This is a genomic window from Longimicrobium sp. (assembly GCA_036387335.1).
GTDB lineage: Bacteria > Gemmatimonadota > Gemmatimonadetes > Longimicrobiales > Longimicrobiaceae > Longimicrobium.
This window is the reverse complement of record DASVTZ010000241.1, coordinates 13,962-30,317: the sequence shown is the minus strand read 5'-3', so window position 1 is coordinate 30,317 and position 16,356 is coordinate 13,962. Positions and strand designations below refer to the sequence as shown.

Here is a 16,356-nt window from a genome sequence, read left to right as displayed (position 1 = left end):
AGGACGTCGGAGAGCGCCGGAGCCGGCAGGTGAATCGTGGGGTCAAACGAAAGCAGAGCCGCTATCCCGTCCGGAAGCGGAGTGACTGCTCCCGGACGGTGATGCGGACCCTTGAGGTGCTTAGGTAAACGGCATTGCGCGAAGGCGGACTTCGCGTGTGTCCAGCGGCGAATTTATTCGCTCCTGGAGGCGGGGACCGTCGCATGGCGTGGCACGGGCAGCCACGTGGGGCAGCCCCTACGAGCCATCGGTGTGCGCGGCGGACGGTGGAGCCGCGGGCACGGGCGCGATGAAGCGCGCCCCCACGAGATTGGCGCCACGCGCAGGGATGGATGCGTACGCCCCTCCCCCGCGGTTTGGGGGAGGGGCCGCGAGGACGAGCCGGGGGAGGGGGCCCTTCCGGGCCCTTCCCCCCTCCCCCAGGCAGTTTTGGGGGAGGGGGATGCGTCGCGGAGCGACGCTGGGGGTGGGGCCTACTGCACCCGCCGCACGCGCTGTATGGTGCGGCGGTCGGGGGCGCCGGGGGGGCGGGCGGGCGATCCGCCGCCGGCACGGCCGTGGAAGCCGGCGAGGCTGCTCGCTTCGGCCTGCGCCAGGAGATTCGTGACGGCGTCCAGGGCACCGGTGGCGCGGGCGGCCTCGGGGGGGACGCCGCGGCGGACCAGGGCGCGGATCTCCTCGGTAAGGATCTCGTACTCGCGGCGCAGGGCGTGCTCCGTCCAGCCGAGGCGCGCGCGCTGGGCTCCGTGGCGCGCGGAGACCATGTGCCGGAAGTCGGCGCCGTCGCGGAGGAGGTGGCTCTCGGCGTCGCTCTCGCCCGCCTCGTCGAGGATCACCAGGGCCTGGGCCAGCGCGGCAAGGAAGGCGGCCGTGTGGTCCTCCAGGTCCACCCGCGCCAGCTCGCGCGCCTCAGGTATGGCGGGGTCGGCGCGCATGCGGGCCACGCAGCCGGCCATCAGCGAGTCCAGCGCGCCCTGCAGCAGCTCTCCCACCCGCGCGACGCTGGCGACCGCTTCCGGCTCCGCGGCCGCGGCGGGGGTCGCGAGCCAGAGGGTGAAGCAGGAGCCCTCCCCGGGAACGCTGCGCAGGGAGAGGTCGCCGCCCATCAGGCGCGCGAACTCGCGGCTGATGGTGAGGCCCAGCCCCGTGCCCCCCGCCGTGCGCGTGTGCCCGGTCTCCGCCTGCACGAAGGGCTGGAAGACGGCCTCCAGCTTCTCCGGCGCGATGCCGATGCCGTTGTCGTGCACGCGGATGCACGTCCATGGGCCGCGCCCGGCGGGGTGCGCCTCGGGGTCCGCTTCGGAGACGACGTCCACCTCCACGACGATCTCGCCGCCGGAGTCGGTGAACTTCACGGCGTTGGAGAGGAGGTTCACGAGCACCTGCCGCACCCGGTCCTCGTCCCCCACGTACGGGTACTCGCGGCCCGGGGCGAGGCGGTTGGCGATGCGGATCTCCTTGGCGCGCGCCTGCGGCTCCACCAGCGCCAGCGCGTTCTCCACCACCCCCGCGGCGTCGCCCCGCTCGCGCACCACCGTCATGCGCCCGGCCTCGACCTTGGAGAAGTCCAGGACGTCTTCGATCAGCCCCAGCAGGTGCTGGTTGCTGGCCCGGATGCGGGCCAGGTACTCGCGCTGCGAGTCCGTCACGGGCCCGACGACGCCCATCTCCATCAGCTCGCCGTAGCCCAGCGTTGCGTTGAGCGGGGTGCGCAGCTCGTGGCTCATGGCGGCCACGAAGTCGGACTTGGCCTGGCTGGCGATCTCGGCCTCCGTGCGCGCCCTCTGCTCCGCGGCGAAGAGCGCGGCATTGTCCACCGCCACGGCGATGCGCCCCGCCAGGTCCTCGAACGTCGCCACGTCCGCCAGGGTGAAGCGTCGCCGCGACTCGCAGGTCCCTACCCAGAGCGCGCCCAGCGTCTGCCCGCGCGCGATCAGCGGCACGGCCACGGACGAGGTGCACGCCACCGGCGCGGCGTTGCGCGGGGAGACCTCGGGGTCGTGGACCGTCTCGCGTCCGCGCATCGCCAGGAGGGGCGGGCTGCCGCCGGTGGGCACGCGGTGCTCCCGCAGCACCACCTCGGCTTCGTGGTCCACGTGGCGCGCCAGCACCTCCAGCTCCGCGTCTTCGCCCTGCGCCAGGTACACCGCGCAGAAGTCGGCCATGCGGGGCACGGCCAGGTCGCACACCGCGCGCAACGCCGTCCCATGGTCCAGCGAGGCGCCCAGCGCGCGGCTCGCCTCCGCCAGGAACTGCTGCGTCTCCGCGCGCCAGCGGTCCTCCGTCACGTCCATCATCGAGCCGATCATGCGCAGGGCGCGCCCGCCCGGCAGCCGCGCGATGACGCCGCGGTCCAGCACCGACGCGTATTCGCCGTCGCGCCTGCGGAAGCGGTACTCGGCCGTCCACGCCTCCTCGCCCCGGTCGATGGCGGCGTGGATGTCGCGCACCACGCGGTCGCGGTCGTCGGGGTGGATCTGCTCGTACCACCATTCAACCCGCGAGGGCATGGTGCCGGCCGGGTAGCCGAAGGTGCTCGCCACGGCCTCGTTCCACTGGAGCTCGCCCGTGGTCATGTCCCAGTCCCAGATCACGTCGTTGGTGGCGCGCGACACCAGCCGGTAGCGCTCCTCGCGGTCGCGCAGCTCCACCTCGATGCGCTTGCGCTCCGTGACGTCCTTTTGCACCCCCACGAAGTGCGTCAGCCGCCCGGCCGGGTCGTGCACCGGGCTCACGGAGAGGGCGTTCCAGTAGGTCGTGCCGTCCTTGCGGTAGTTGATGAACTCCACCGCGCACGGCTCCCGTCGCTCGATCGCCTCGTGCAGGCGTGCGACCTCGCCGCGGTCCGTGTCGGGGCCCTGCAGGAAGCGGCAGTTGCGGCCGATCATCTCCGCGGCGGGGTAGCCGGTGAGGCGCTCGGCGCCGCGGTTGGCGTAGATGATGGGGTTGTCCGGGAGGTTGGGATCGGTGATGAAGATCCCCTCCGAGATCGCCTCGATGGCGCGCTCGCGCAGGCGCAGCTCGGCCTCGGTGCGCATGCGCTGCGTGAGGTCGATGAACGTCACCACCGCGCCGGCCACTGCATCGCCCTCGCGCACCGGGAACGACGAGTACGACACGGGGAGCGGCGTGCCGTCCTTGCGCCAGAGCGTGTCCTCGTCGATGCGCACGGCCCGCCCGGTGCGCAGCGTCCGCGTCACGGGACAGTGGTGCGGCGGGTACGGCGTGCCGTCGGCGCGGGTGTGGTGGATGAGGGCGTGCATCCTCGCACCCAGCACCTCGCGGGGCGTGTAGCCCAGCATCTCGGCGCCCGCGCGGTTGAGGAAGGTGCAGCGCCCCTCGCCGTCCATCCCGAAGATCCCTTCGTCGGTCGATTCCAGGAGCGACGAGCGGCGCCGCTGCTCCTGCTCGATCTCGTACGCCGCCTCGCGCAGCTCGATCTCGGTGACGGCCGATGCGGCCAGGTCGCGCAGGATGCCGATCTCCTCCTGGCTCCAGCTGCGCGGCCGGTTGTCGATGGCGCAGAGCGCTCCCAGCGCGTGCCCCTGCGAGGTGATCAGCGGGATGCCGGCGTACGCGATGACGGAAAGCGCCGGGATGGCGAGGTTGTCGGCGACGCGCGGGTCGAGGCGCGCGTCCTCCACCACGAGGGCCTCCCGCATCCCCAGCGTGTACTGGCAGAAGGAGTGCGAGAGCGGGGTCTCGCGCTGGGACGCCCATGGCTCGGGGAGGCCGACGCACCCCTTGAGAAGCTGCCGGTCCTCCTCCACCAGCGTCACCAGCGCCACGGGCACGCGCAGGATGCGCGTCACCAGGCTGGACAGCCGGTCGAACGCCGTCTCCGCCGCCGCGTCGGCGAGCGCGACGCGGCGGACCGCGGCCAGGCGGCGGGGATCGTGAAGGATTTCTTGCAGCGTATGTGTCATGGTCCAGCCACACCCGTTGAGCCGCGTGCTCGGAGGCGCGTCCCCGGCGCAAGTGCCGCGCCAGCACCGCTTTGGCCTCACACGGAACCACACGGGAAACGGAAAGAGGAACGTTGTGGCTCGCTCTGTGTCTTTGCTGTCGTCTCCGCGTCTCTGTGTGAGATTGCTGTTTCACTCCCGAATCCGGACCATGCGCCGATTCACGCTCCTGCTTCTCCTGCTCATCCTACCCTCCTGCCTCGCCGCGCAGGATACCGTCCGCGTCACCGTCCTGGTGAGGGCCGGGGATGCGCCTGCCGCGGGTGCAACGGTGCGCGCGGAGGCGGTCACGGTGCGCACCGACGCGGAGGGCACCGCCACCCTCCGCCTGGTGCCGGGCGAGCGGACGATCGCGGTGTCCAAGCTGGGCTTCGCGCCGCGGCGTCTCACTCTGCGCCTGCGCGCCGACACCACGGTGGCCGTCGCGCTGGCGGAAGCGGCGGAGGAGCTGGAGGAGATCGTGGTGACTTCCACGCGCACGGGGCAGCGCATCGAGGACGAGCCCACGCGCGTGGAGGTGCTCACGCGCGAGGAGGTCGAAGAGAAGATGCTGATGACGCCCGGCGACATCTCCATGATGCTCAACGAGACCTCCGGGCTCCGCGTGCAGACCACCAGCCCGTCGCTCGGCGGCGCGAGCGTGCGCGTGCAGGGGCTGAGCGGCCGCTACACGCAGATCCTCTCCGACGGGCTTCCGCTGTACGGCGGGCAGTCCGGCGCGCTTGGCCTCCTCCAGATCCCGCCGATGGACCTGGGGCAGGTGGAGGTCATCAAGGGCGCGGCATCGGCCCTGTACGGCTCGTCGGCGCTGGGCGGCGTGGTGAACCTGGTCTCGCGCCGCCCCGGCGAGGAGGCCGCGCGCGAGCTCCTCCTCAACCAGACCACGCGCAACGGCACGGACGTCGTGGGCTTCGCCGCGGCGCCGCTGACGGAGCGCTGGGGCTACTCCCTGCTCGCCAGCGTCCACCGCCAGGCCGAGGCCGACGTGGACGGCGACCGCTGGACGGACATGCCCGGCTACCGGCGCGCCGTCCTGCGCCCGCGCCTCTTCTGGGACGACGGCGCGGGGCGGAACGTCTTCATCACCGCCGGCGCGACGGCGGAGGACCGCGAGGGCGGCGGCCGTGTGCCCGCGGGCGACTTCCCCGAGACGCTGGAGACGCGGCGCGGCGACGTAGGCGCCGTGGGCCGCATCCTCATGGGCGACCGGCTCCTGGCGGTGCGCGCATCGGCGATGGCGCAGAGCCACGCCCACGGCTTCGGCGACGTGCGCGAGGACGACCTGCACTCCACCGGCTTCGCCGAGGCCGCGTACTCCGGCACCGGCGGCGGGCACACGTGGGTCGTGGGCGCCGCGCTCCAGGCGGAGGGCTACCGCGCGCGCGACGTGAGCGGCTTCGACTACACGTACGTCACGCCGTCGCTTTTCGCGCAGGAGGAGTTCGCGCCCGCGGAGTGGATCACGCTGTCGCTTGCGGGGCGCGCCGATTGGCACAGCGAGTACGGCGCCTTCCTCAACCCGCGCCTCTCGCTCCTGCTGCGCCCGGCCGGGTGGACGGTGCGCGGCTCGGTGGGCACCGGCTACTTCGCGCCTACGCCCTTCACCGAGGAGACCGAGTCCATTGGCCTCTCGCGCGTCCGCCCGCTGGACGGTCTTGAGGCGGAGCGCGCCCTCACCGCGTCGCTGGACGTGGGACGCAGCATCGGGCCGGTGGAGGTGAACGCGACGGTCTTCGGGTCGCGCACGCAGAACGCGCTGCAACTCGTGGAGAGCGCCGTGCCCGGGATGCTGGAGTTGGTGAACGCGGCGGGCCCCACGCGCACGCACGGGAGCGAGCTGCTCGTGCGCTGGCACCAGGGGCCCTTTCACGTGACGGGCACGCACACCTTCATCCGCTCGCGCGAGGACGACCCCGACGGCCCCGGCCGCCGCCAGGTGCCCCTCACGCCGCGCCACGCCGTAGGCTTGGTCGGGATGTGGGAATCGGAAGATGCAGGGCGAGTTGGCGTCGAGTTCTACTACACGGGCCGCCAGGCGCTGGAGGACAACCCGTTCCGCACCGAGAGCCGTCCCTACCTGGTCCTCGGGCTCCTCGCCGAGCGCCGCATCGGCCACGCGCGCGCCTTCATCAACCTGGAGAACCTGCTGGACGTGCGGCAGACGCGTTTCGACCCGCTCGTGCTTCCCGCGCGCTCCGCCGAGGGACGCTGGACGACGGACGTGTGGGCGCCGCTGGAGGGGCGGGTCATCAACGCGGGGGTGCGGCTGGATCTGTAGTCCTTTACGCTGGATAAAACGCCGCGTATCATAGAGGCGGCCGTCACCGGCCCCTTCCCCGCGAGGCGCGTGATGATCCACGGCGACACACCGGAATCGCTCCGCATCCACGACACGGTGCGCCTCTCCGCCAAGGGGCTGGCCAAGGTGCTGGGCGACCTCGAAGCGCGGGTGATGCAGGCCGTCTGGGACATCGGGCGGCCGGTGCCCGCGCGCGCGGTGCACGAACGGATCGCGCGCGAGCACAGCGTGACGATCCACACCGTCATCACCGTGCTCAACAAGCTGGTGGAGAAGGGTCTCCTCCGCCGCGCCAAGCGCGACGAGCTCCTCCACTACGACGCCTGCCTCACCGAAGCCGAGTTCCGCGCCCAGGCGTCGCGCCGGCTGATGGAAGGCATCCTGTCGTTCGGCCCCGAAGCAGTGACCGCCTCGTTCGTCGACGTCCTGGCCGACCAGCACCCCGAACAGCTCGCCGAGCTGGCCCGCCTCATCCAGCGCCGCCTGGCCGAAACCGCCGGCGCAGATGTGGCTCGCATGGCCGGATGACAGATCACAATTAGATATACCGCCGACGGATATAGCGTCAGGCGACGTATCGCATTTAGATGTATCGCATGACGATGCACGCCGGGGGCCGGGCGCCGGGAGACGGGGCCGGGCGCCGCGGCCGGGAGACGGGGCGCGGCCGCCGCCGCGACGCCGGGGGCGAGGGACGGGGCGCGGCCGCGGCCGCAATGCCGGGGGGCGAGGGACGGGGCGCCGCCGCCGGGGACGGGGCGCGGCCGCCGCCGCGACGCCGGGGGCTAAAGCCCCCGGCTGGAACTACGCGAAGACGGCTGAAGCCGTCTCGACACAAATGCGCATTCCCTTCACTTTGTCATCCTGAGTGACGCGCCTCGCGGATCTCGTCCGTGCGCGTATCTCTGGCGCGGAGCGAAGGATCTACTACGCGTTACGAGAGCTTCGCCGTGGCGCGCTGTCCCCGGGCCGGCTCCGGCTGGAGGCGGTCTCGTGGATTGGGCCGGGTACATTCGATCGGAGGATCGGAGAAATGAGCTTTCAGCGGATGCTGCTGCTGGCCGGTACGGTTTCGATGTTCGCCTGCAATGACGCGGCGAAACGGCCTTCCGACGTCAAAGCCGGCACCGTCGCGCCTGCTCATGACTCCGCAGCGCCGGTCGCGGCGTCCAGGGATGCCGATCCGCCCGAGGTCGCCGACCCGCGGCAGTACCTCAACCTGGGGCGCATGCGGTGGGAGGGGTGGGAGACGAAGCCGCCCGCGGACCGCTTCGCACGCCTCCGGGAACTGGGCATCACACCGAACCGCAACGACACCATCACCGGGCGGGTCGAGGACGGATACGACCCGGCGGGTGAGCGCGCCGAGGACTTCCACTTCGTCGACTTCAGCGGCGACGGGGTGGCGGACGTGATCTACGACGGTGCGTGGTTCGAGATCAACACTGAGGGGCAGGTCGCCGGCATGGAGGGAACGCGCCTCAAGATGTACCAGGTGATCGGGGGACGGGCGGTCGAGGTGATGGAGCACCACGGTTCCATCTTGCGGCTCTGGAGGGCTCGGCCGGGCGACCCACCTTCTCTTCTCATCGAGCACGTGGGCTGCTGCAGCGAAGAGCTATGGTCCGTATCCTTTTATCGGCCGGTTCTCACCGGTGGCAAGGTGGGATACGAGCATTACCGGACCGTGCTGGGGAGGCAGGAGCTCGACGTCCCGAAGCAGTTCACGGGCTCTGGACGGCGGTTCACCGTGACGCAGGACGGTTACCTGCTGCGCGCGGCACCAAGGATCGATACCACGGACGTATGGCCCAACTGGGGTGACCGTGGGAACGCGATGGCGGTGTACACCAGGGGCGCACGTGGCACCGCGTACGCGGAGCGGAGGGACGCAACCGGGCGAGTCTGGTGGTTCGTCAGGATGGACGGCCGGACGCCTCCCGCCGAGGCACAGATCAGAGACGAGCCCGATTCTCCCGTGCTCACGGATCGAATCGGGTGGATGAGCAGCCGGTTCCTGACCACGGCGCCGTGAGTCTCGTGCAGCACGGGGCGAATCTTGCGAGTGCGTTTTATCCTCTGTAAAAGCATCGTTCGTGTGAGGGCGTGTCGGGATGCAAACTGGCCAGGATTGACGTGGAGGATATGCGGCTGATGATCGATAAGGTGAGTGCAGGGTACAGGATCGGGGTGGGGGCGGCGCTGGCGGCGGCGCTCGGGGGGCCGGCGGCGGCGCAGACGGATTATTACAACACGGATAAGGGGCGCCCTGTACGGGTGGAGGATGCGTATCCGGTGGAGCGGCACGCGTTCGAGCTGCAGATCGCGCCTCTGCGGCTGGAGCGCACGGGCGGGGGCGTATACAGCTGGGAGGTCGCGCCGGAGGTGGCGTGGGGCGTGCTTCCGCGTACGCAGTTCGAGCTGGCGTTTCCGCTGGCGCACGTCGATGCAGGGGCGGCCAGGAACGCGTCGGGGCTCGCGGGGATCGAGCTCTCCGCGCTCTACAACCTGAACAACGAGTCGCGAACGCTCCCCGCGCTGGCCATCGCGGCGGATGTGCTGCTCCCCGTCGGCGGGCTGGGTCCCGACCGGGCGTATCCCACGCTCAAAGGGATCGCCACGCGCACCTTTTCGCGCGCGCGCTTCCACGCGAACGCGGAGTACACGCTCGGGCCGGATGCCGGTGAAGGCGAGGAGGTGGGCGAGGCGTCGCGGTGGATGGCGGGAATCGCGGTGGACCGCACCTTTCCCATCCGCTCGATCCTGGTGACGGCGGACCTGTTCGCGGAGCGGGCGCTGGACCGTGACGAGAGTCTGAGCTGGACGGCGGAGGCGGGGCTCCGCTACCAGACGAGCCCGCAGTTCAACGTGGACCTGGGCATCGGCCGGCGCTTCGCGGGCGAGGAGCAGGGGTGGAGCTTCAGCGTGGGCGTGGCGCATGCATTCGCCCTGCGCACGCTGCTGCCGGGGCGTTGAGTGGCTTTGTTGAGTCGATACGATCGGAGGATCTTGATGGATAGAGGATGTCGCGCCCGTCGCATGCTGGGCGCCGCGGCGCTGGCGATGGGGATGGTGGCCGGGCCGGCGCACGCGCAGTGGGCGCGGGTGCACGAGCAGTTCTACATGCCGGCGAGCCACAACTGGGTCTTCCGCCGCAACTATCCGGGCGCGGACCGGCTCTTCAACGCCTTCGACTACGGGCACGCCATCCTGTACGAGCAGCTGCTGACGCGCCCCGGCGCGCCCGCCAGCGAGCTGGAGGTGAAGGAATTCGACTACATCACGCGCAAGCTCCTGGTGGCCCCGCCGCGGCTTCCGGTGGAGGAGGCCGCGATCGAGGTGGAGTACGCCAAGCTCGCGCCCGAAGCCAAGATGATGTTCGAGTGGGCGCACATCCTCCATCGCCAGATCTACGACATCCTGGGAGACGAGCGGCTGAGCCAGGCGGAAAAGGATCGCGAGGTGGCGGCGGTGATGCGCTACTACAAGTCGCGCCCGGACCTCGCCTTCAGCTCCCTGCCCAAGTCGATGGAGCTGATGGAGGGGCAGTACTACGCGACCGCGTTCCGCGAGGGGTATCCGAAGTTCAACGGGCTGATCTGGGGCTACCACTGGCTCCAGGTGGGCCTCTACGAGCCGCTGATGACGGGACGTTCGCCCGAGGCGCGGCAGGCGGGCGTGACGGCGACGGTGGCGCGCTTCCGCCAGATGCTGGAGAACGCGCCGGAGCACATGCCGCGCGTGATGCCGATGACGGCCGCCATCGCCCCCACCTTCGCGGCGCGCTACCCGGAGGCGGCGATCGTCTTCGACAACCTGCACGGGATGCACGACGTCATCTCCGACATCCTGGCATCGTCCCGGGTGCCGCGCGAGAAGAAGCGCGAGGAGATCCTGCGCGCCGCCGCGCGCTACCGCGACGCCACCTCCTTCCTGATGACGGTGCAGGAGTGGCGCGAGATGGGGACGATGATGGGCATCCAGAACATGGGCGGGCCCGCGGTCGGCTTCCTCCCCGACTTCCCCGCGCCCACGCTGCCGCGCGGCGCCGTCATGGCGCACGCGGGGATGAGCCATGGCGCGGCGGGCCAGACGGGCCACGCCGCGCACGGGGACGCTCAGCCGGCAGCCGGCCAGGCGCAGTCGATGGAGCACTCCGCCATGCCCGGGATGCAGCCCGCGCAGGGCGCCCCCGCATCCCCCAACGCGCAGATGGCGGAGCTGCACGAGCGCATGATGGCCGACCCGGTCATCCGCCAGCGTGTCGAGGCCGACTCCGCACTGCGACGGATGGTTCAGCAGACGCATGGCCCCACGAGCCGCGGCGCGGCCGAGGCGTCGGACAGCGCCCAGGCGATCGACTTCGCGGTGCGCCTCCTCTCCGATCCCGAGGTCCAGGCGCGGGTGCACTCGGACCCGTGGCTCCACCGGCTGTGGAGCGACCCGGAGGTCCAGCGCCGCCTGGCCGATCTTCGCCGCCATCAGGGAACGCGGCCCGCTCCCGCTACGCCGGAGCACAAACATTGAGCGGGCGTCGCTGGGACGGTCCGAGGAGTCGTTGGATCTACGGAAAGTTGAGCATCGCCATCGCGGCGCTCGCGCTCACGGCGTGCTCGGGGTCGACGGGCGATGACCAAGCGGCCAAACCGGCGCGTGATACCGTCGCCGCGCCCGCGCCCGCCGCGGCTGGCCACGACATGCACGCGATAACTGTCGACGGGACCTCGGTCGATACGGGTTCGGCCCACGCCGGCATGCAGCACGGTGCGGCCGCGCACGAGGGGATGGATCACGGCGCGGCGGGCGGGCAGGCGCACGCAGCTACGAGCGGCGCGCAGGCGATGGATCACTCGCGCATGGGCCACACCGCGGCCGAGTCGGCAAGCCACTCGGGCTCGCACGCGCGTTCCGGACGCGCCGCCGCGGGTACGACGGACCACACTCAGCACAGTGGCGCGAGACGCAACGCGAACCGCCCAGCTGAGTCGAGCCACTCCGCCGTGGACCACGCCACCGCGACGGGCACCGAAACGGCCTCAGCGAGCACGAACCATGCGGCGATGGGCCACAGCACTGCAGCCTCCACGCGGCCGGCGGAGGATCGCGCGACCGACAAGCTGCTGACGCTGGTCGGCGAGCTGGTGCGCGACCCGGCGGTCCAGCAGGAGATCCGCGACGATCCGGCGCTCCGCGAAGCGTGGGAAGATCCCGGGGTGCGGCGCGTCGTCACGAAGCAGCCCTGAACCGCGAGGGGGTGCCGGCGCCCGGCACCCCCTCGACGCACCGGGCACCCGCCGAGTAGTATTCCCCGATCGACGCACCCCATGACCCACCTCGAACACCGCCGAAGCATGGCCCCGGCCAAACACGCTTGCTGGCGACGATGGCTGTTCCGCGCCGCCCTGCTCCTCCTGGCGCTCGCCGTCCCTGAGCTCGCCTTCGCGCACGGCGCGTTGCGGCGCGCGCAGCCCGCAAAGGGCGCGCACCTGGGCACGGTCCCGCGCGAGATCCGGCTCGCGTTCAACGAGAACGTCGAGTTGGCGGTCGCGCGCATCCAGCTCATCGGGCCGGACAGCGCGGAGATCCGGCTGGGCACGCTCGCCCTCGCCGCCGACTCGCCGCGCGTGCTCGTGGCCGCCATCGGCGGTGCGCTCCAGGCGGGCGAGTACACCGTCGCCTGGCAGATCGCGGGCGCGGACGGGCATCCGGTGCGAGGCAGGTATTCGTTCGTGATCGCGCCCGGCGCCGTGGGGCTCGCGCCGCCGCCCAGCCTGCCACCCGCCGAACAGCCCGCCCCCGCGCCGCACCCGGACGAGACGCATCACAACGCCGCCACCTTCCCCAGCGGCCCCGGCTTCGACGCGGAGTCGCCGCTGTACGTGGTGGTGCGCTGGCTCACGTACATCGGGCTGCTCGGTGTGCTCGGGGCGCTCGCGTTGCGCCTGGTGGTGCTCCCCGCCGCCTCGCGTTTGGGCGCAACTGCGCTGAAGGCACCCGCGGCGGCGCGCGCGGCCGGCATCGGGCTCGCCTCTGCGGCGCTCGTCGCGCTGGCGGCGGTGCTGCGCCTGTACGCGCAGTCGTACGCGATGCACGGTCCCGCGGGCGCGGTCGATGCCGGCCTCGTCACGACGATGCTGGCGCGCACCACGTGGGGCTGGGGGTGGATCATCCAGGCGGTGGGGACGGTCATCGCGCTGGCGGGGTTCGTCGCGGCGCGGCGGAGCAGGGTGGGATGGACGCTGGCGGCGCTGGGGGGACTGGCGCTCGCCGTCGCGCCCGCTCTGTCCGGACACGCCTCGGCGGTCCCGCGCCTCAGCGGCCTCGCGATCGTGGCCGATGCGGTGCACGTGCTGGGGGCGGGCGGATGGGTCGGCGGGCTGTTCCTGCTGGTGGCTGCGGGCGTCCCCGCCGCCATGCGCCTGCCGACCGAGGAGCGCGGCCCCGCCGTCGCCGCCCTTGTGCATGCGTTCTCTCCAGTGGCACTCGTCTGCGCGGGGGCGCTCACCGTCACCGGGTTGTTCGCCACCTGGCTCCACGTGGGCGCTCCCTCGGCGCTCTGGCAGACGGACTACGGCCGAACGCTCCTGATCAAGCTGGCGCTCCTCACGACCGTCTTCGGCACGGGCGCGTACAACTGGCGCCGTCTCCGGCCCGCCCTCGGCGACCAGGCCGGCGCTGTCCGCCTGCGCCGCTCCGCGACGGTAGAGATCGCGGCGGGCGTGCTGGTGCTGCTCGCCACCGCCGTCCTGGTGGCGACGGCGGCACCGGCGGGGTTGTGATCCGGCGGTTGAAACCGCTGCAACAACCGCGGGAAACCTGCCTTCGCAGGTTTCGAGGGGCGAGGTTTGGCGGGCGGGGGGCGCGCGGGTGCCGGCGCTGAACACCGGGGGATGAATCCCCCGGCTGGAACTACGCGAAGACGGCTGAAGCCGTCTCGAGCGCGGGGGCATCCGAACCCGAGTCCGCGAAGGCGGACTTTGTGCTGTTGTTGCAGCGAGTTCACTCGCCACTCCCCCGATGATGCCGGCTCCCACGCCCCGAACCTCGCTGGCCGAGCTCGCGCTGCTCTTCGTGAAGCTCGGCACGACGGCGTTCGGCGGGCCGGCGGCGCACGTGGCGATGATGGAGGATGAGGTTGTAAGGCGGCGCGGGTGGCTCACGCGCGAGGACTTCCTCGACTACCTCGGCGCGACGAACCTGATTCCCGGCCCGAACTCCACCGAGCTGGCGATGCACGTGGGGCGCGAGCGCCGTGGATGGGCCGGCCTCGCGGTGGCGGGGGCGGCCTTCATCGTTCCGGCGGCGATCATCGTCGGGGCGCTGGGGTGGGCGTACGTGCGCTTCGGGACGCTGCCGCAGGCGGCCGGGTTGCTGTACGGCATCAAGCCCGTGGTCATCGCCGTGATCCTCCAGGCGGTCGCGGGGCTCGGGCGTACGGCGCTCAAGAGCCGCGCGCTCTGGGTCGTCGGGGCGGGGGCCGCGCTCCTGTTCGGCCTGGGGGTGAACGAGCTGCTCGTGCTGGGGATGGCGGCCGTCGTGTGCGCGGTCGGGAAGCGTGCCGCATCGGATGGCGTGCGCGCGGCGGGGGTCGCGCTGGTGTGGCCGGCCGGAGCTGTGGCCGGATCGAGTCTGGCTCCGGCGTCGCTGGGGGCGATCTTTGGCGTTTTCCTCAAGATCGGCGCGGTGCTGTTCGGGAGCGGGTACGTGCTCGTCGCATTCCTGCGCGCGGACCTCGTGGAGCGGCTCGGATGGCTCACGGAGCGCCAGCTTCTCGATGCGGTCGCCATCGGCCAGGTTACGCCCGGGCCGGTTTTCACGACGGCTACCTTCATCGGGTACGTCCTGGCCGGCGTCCCCGGCGCGGTGGTGGCGACGATCGCGATCTTTCTTCCCGCGTTCGTCTTCGTGGCGGCGAGCGGGCCGCTGGTGCGGCGAATCCGCTCCTCGCCGACGGCGGGGGCCGCGCTCGATGGGGTCAACGTCGCGTCGCTGGCGCTGATGGCGGTGGTCACGATCCAGCTTGCGCGCACCGCTCTCGTGGACCCGCTGACCATCGCGCTGGCGCTGGCGAGCGCGGTGCTCCTGATCCGCTATCGCGTCAACTCCGCGTGGCTGGTGCTGGGCGGGGCCGCGGTGGGTCTGGCGCGGGCGATGCTGGTTGGTGCGATGTAAGCAAGCCCGGGGCAGTGACACGGAGGCGCGGATGGAACGGCGGCATTCCCGGCCGGGCACACTCGGTGCTCCGGCCGTTTCTGTGTCGTGCCTACGCTCAACCCCATGCGAATCGAATGAGGCGTTCTGAGAAAGAGATGCGCTCTGGCGCTCACCATGGCCGCCGCCTGCTCCGGATCTTCGGTGCCCGCGCCTTCCGGTAACTCCGGCGGCGAGTCGGTGGCGGTGACGCGCGATTGCACCCTTCCCGCGCCAGCCGCCGCGGACATTCGCACGGCCCGCGACGTCACCTACGCGGTCATGGATGGACAGCCGCAGCGCATGGACGTCGCCTGGCCGGCGGGCGAGGGGCCGCATCCGCTCGTGGTGCTGATCCACGGCGGCGGGTGGAGCGGCGGCGACAAGAGCGCCTATCACTACGCGATGCGCGTTCTCGTAGCGCAGGGATACGCGGCCGCATCCATCAACTACCGGCTGGCGAGCGCGCCTCGCAACCTCTTTCCGGCGGCGGTGGAGGACGTGCGCTGCGCCGTCCGCTTCCTCCGCTCGAATGCGGGCACGTACCGCATCGACCCGGCACGGATCGGGGTGCTGGGGCATTCGGCGGGTGCGCACCTGGCGGCGATGCTGGGCACCGCCGCGGATGTGCCGGGGCTGGATGGCGCCTGCCCCATCCGCGACGTGTCGCCGGCGGTGAGCGCGGTGGTGGCGCTGGCGGGGCCGCAGGACATCCGCACGGCGGGCGCGCTCGACCCCAGCCAGAGCGGGATGGTGGAGAACTTCCTGGGTGCGCCTCCCGAATCCGTGATGGAGCGCGCGCTTCTCGCGTCGCCCGCGGTGCACGTGAAGGCAGGGGCGCCTCCGTTCCTCCTGGTCCACGGCACCTCGGATGGTGTCGTTCCGCCGCGGCAGTCCCGCTCCATGCGCGACACCCTGCGCGCGGCGGGCGTGCCCGTGACGCTGATCGAGCTTCCGGGGATCGGGCACAGCATCGACGAGTTCGGGATGAGCCCGAGCTTCCGCGTTACCACGTGCACCACGCTGGCGTTTCTGCGGAAGTGGTTGCGGGCAGAAGATCGGTGACAGCGGCCTCACGCGGAGGCGCGGAGACGCAGAGAGGGACGGGCCGGCGTGGGCGTGGATCGCGGGGGATGGAGCGGGGGCGGGCACGGGCAGCCACGCGGGGCGGCCCCTACGGGTGTGGGTGCGCAATGGCGGGGATCGAGGCCGGGCGGGCGGTGGGCAGACACGCAGGTCTGCCCCTACCGGCATCGGCGTGCGAGAGAGAGGGTCGGAGCGGAGGCGGGCACGGGCGCGATGAATCGCGCCCCAACGGGATCTGTGCAGCGGGGGCCGCAGTTCTCCCCCTCCCCCGCCCTGCGCCCCCGCAGGCGGGGGAGGGGGTCGGGGGGAGGGGGCCCAAACGCCGCGAGCCCCCGCCGCGGGCGCGGGGGGGCTCGCGTTTTGTTCGGCTTCAGGCGCTCAGAGGCGGGTGCCGCCCGGGGTGCCGGGGCCGCCCGTGGTCCCGCCGGGGCCACCCATGGTTCCGCCGGACCCGCCGGTGGTTCCACCCTGGCCGCCGATGCCGCCCGTCTCGTCCGGGCGGTAGACCGTGCGCTCGGCGGTGGGGGCCGCGGTGGCGGGGCGGTGCGTCTCCACGGGACGGACCGGCTCGCGGTGGGTGTGCACCTCCTCCGTCTTGCGGCGGCCCAGGAGCCCCAGCAGGCCGAGGAGGCCCAGCAGCCCCCACGGGAACCCGTTGCCTTCGCGCTCGGTCTCGGTGGTGGTCGTCGTCACCGCCGTATCCTGCGCGTCCACGCGGATCACCGCGGCGCCGCAGAGGACGAGCGCCATGACGGCCAGCTTCGCCCAGCCCATCGTACGCTTCGCAACTGAGTACATGGCTTTCACCTCCCGAAA

Annotated in this window: 11 protein-coding genes; 9 read left to right on the top strand and 2 right to left on the bottom strand. The window is 71.9% G+C overall.

Features of this window, described 5'->3' with window-relative positions:
* Window positions 1-473: 473 nt before the first annotated feature.
* The gene (locus VF647_24715; GenBank protein HEX8455304.1) at window positions 474-3,926 is read right to left on the bottom strand and encodes a PAS domain S-box protein; all 3,453 of its coding nucleotides are present in this window, start codon (window positions 3,924-3,926) and stop codon (window positions 474-476) included.
* Window positions 3,927-4,116: 190 nt separating this feature from the next.
* On the opposite strand from VF647_24715, the gene VF647_24710 reads away from it, so the two are divergent.
* The 9 genes from VF647_24710 to VF647_24670 all read left to right on the top strand — a co-directional run bounded on the left by VF647_24710 (window position 4,117) and on the right by VF647_24670 (window position 15,519).
* Window positions 4,117-6,243, top strand: a complete 2,127-nt coding sequence (locus VF647_24710; protein HEX8455303.1) for a TonB-dependent receptor — start codon at window positions 4,117-4,119, stop codon at window positions 6,241-6,243.
* A 72-nt stretch (window positions 6,244-6,315) separates the two neighbouring features.
* Entirely contained in the window at window positions 6,316-6,792 is a 477-nt protein-coding gene (locus VF647_24705; protein HEX8455302.1) for a BlaI/MecI/CopY family transcriptional regulator, read from the top strand.
* A 505-nt stretch (window positions 6,793-7,297) separates the two neighbouring features.
* Window positions 7,298-8,299 (top strand): hypothetical protein, encoded by a 1,002-nt coding sequence (locus tag VF647_24700; GenBank protein HEX8455301.1) that lies wholly within the window; start codon window positions 7,298-7,300, stop codon window positions 8,297-8,299.
* A 119-nt stretch (window positions 8,300-8,418) separates the two neighbouring features.
* Window positions 8,419-9,240: a hypothetical protein gene (locus tag VF647_24695; protein ID HEX8455300.1), complete on the top strand. Its 822-nt coding sequence runs from the start codon at window positions 8,419-8,421 to the stop codon at window positions 9,238-9,240.
* A 36-nt stretch (window positions 9,241-9,276) separates the two neighbouring features.
* On the top strand, window positions 9,277-10,791 hold the full coding sequence (locus VF647_24690; protein HEX8455299.1) for a hypothetical protein: 1,515 nt from the start codon (window positions 9,277-9,279) through the stop codon (window positions 10,789-10,791).
* A 47-nt stretch (window positions 10,792-10,838) separates the two neighbouring features.
* Window positions 10,839-11,507 carry a hypothetical protein gene (locus tag VF647_24685; protein HEX8455298.1) on the top strand — a complete coding sequence of 223 codons (669 nt, stop codon included), beginning with the start codon at window positions 10,839-10,841 and terminating at the stop codon, window positions 11,505-11,507.
* A 108-nt stretch (window positions 11,508-11,615) separates the two neighbouring features.
* Window positions 11,616-13,043, top strand: coding sequence for a CopD family protein (locus tag VF647_24680; GenBank protein ID HEX8455297.1), 1,428 nt, complete (start codon window positions 11,616-11,618; stop codon window positions 13,041-13,043).
* Window positions 13,044-13,284: 241 nt separating this feature from the next.
* Window positions 13,285-14,436, top strand: a complete 1,152-nt coding sequence (gene chrA / locus VF647_24675) for a chromate efflux transporter (protein ID HEX8455296.1) — start codon at window positions 13,285-13,287, stop codon at window positions 14,434-14,436.
* Between the two features lie 183 nt (window positions 14,437-14,619).
* Window positions 14,620-15,519, top strand: a complete 900-nt coding sequence (locus VF647_24670; protein HEX8455295.1) for an alpha/beta hydrolase — start codon at window positions 14,620-14,622, stop codon at window positions 15,517-15,519.
* Window positions 15,520-15,918: 399 nt separating this feature from the next.
* Here VF647_24670 and VF647_24665 read toward each other — a convergent pair whose 3' ends face one another.
* Window positions 15,919-16,338 (bottom strand): WGxxGxxG family protein, encoded by a 420-nt coding sequence (locus tag VF647_24665; GenBank protein ID HEX8455294.1) that lies wholly within the window; start codon window positions 16,336-16,338, stop codon window positions 15,919-15,921.
* Between the last annotated feature and the right edge of the window lie 18 nt (window positions 16,339-16,356).

Bases quoted from the DNA above. Each gene is read 5' to 3' on its own strand.
- VF647_24680 (HEX8455297.1), top strand. From the start codon at position 11,616: ATGGCCCCGGCCAAACACGCTTGCTGGCGACGATGGCTGTTCCGCGCC.
- VF647_24690 (HEX8455299.1), top strand. From the start codon at position 9,277: ATGGATAGAGGATGTCGCGCCCGTCGCATGCTGGGCGCCGCGGCGCTG.
- chrA (HEX8455296.1), top strand. From the start codon at position 13,285: ATGCCGGCTCCCACGCCCCGAACCTCGCTGGCCGAGCTCGCGCTGCTC.
- VF647_24695 (HEX8455300.1), top strand. From the start codon at position 8,419: ATGATCGATAAGGTGAGTGCAGGGTACAGGATCGGGGTGGGGGCGGCG.
- VF647_24710 (HEX8455303.1), top strand. From the start codon at position 4,117: ATGCGCCGATTCACGCTCCTGCTTCTCCTGCTCATCCTACCCTCCTGC.
- VF647_24700 (HEX8455301.1), top strand. From the start codon at position 7,298: ATGAGCTTTCAGCGGATGCTGCTGCTGGCCGGTACGGTTTCGATGTTC.
- VF647_24715 (HEX8455304.1), bottom strand. From the start codon at position 3,926: ATGACACATACGCTGCAAGAAATCCTTCACGATCCCCGCCGCCTGGCC.
- VF647_24705 (HEX8455302.1), top strand. From the start codon at position 6,316: ATGATCCACGGCGACACACCGGAATCGCTCCGCATCCACGACACGGTG.
- VF647_24665 (HEX8455294.1), bottom strand. From the start codon at position 16,338: ATGTACTCAGTTGCGAAGCGTACGATGGGCTGGGCGAAGCTGGCCGTC.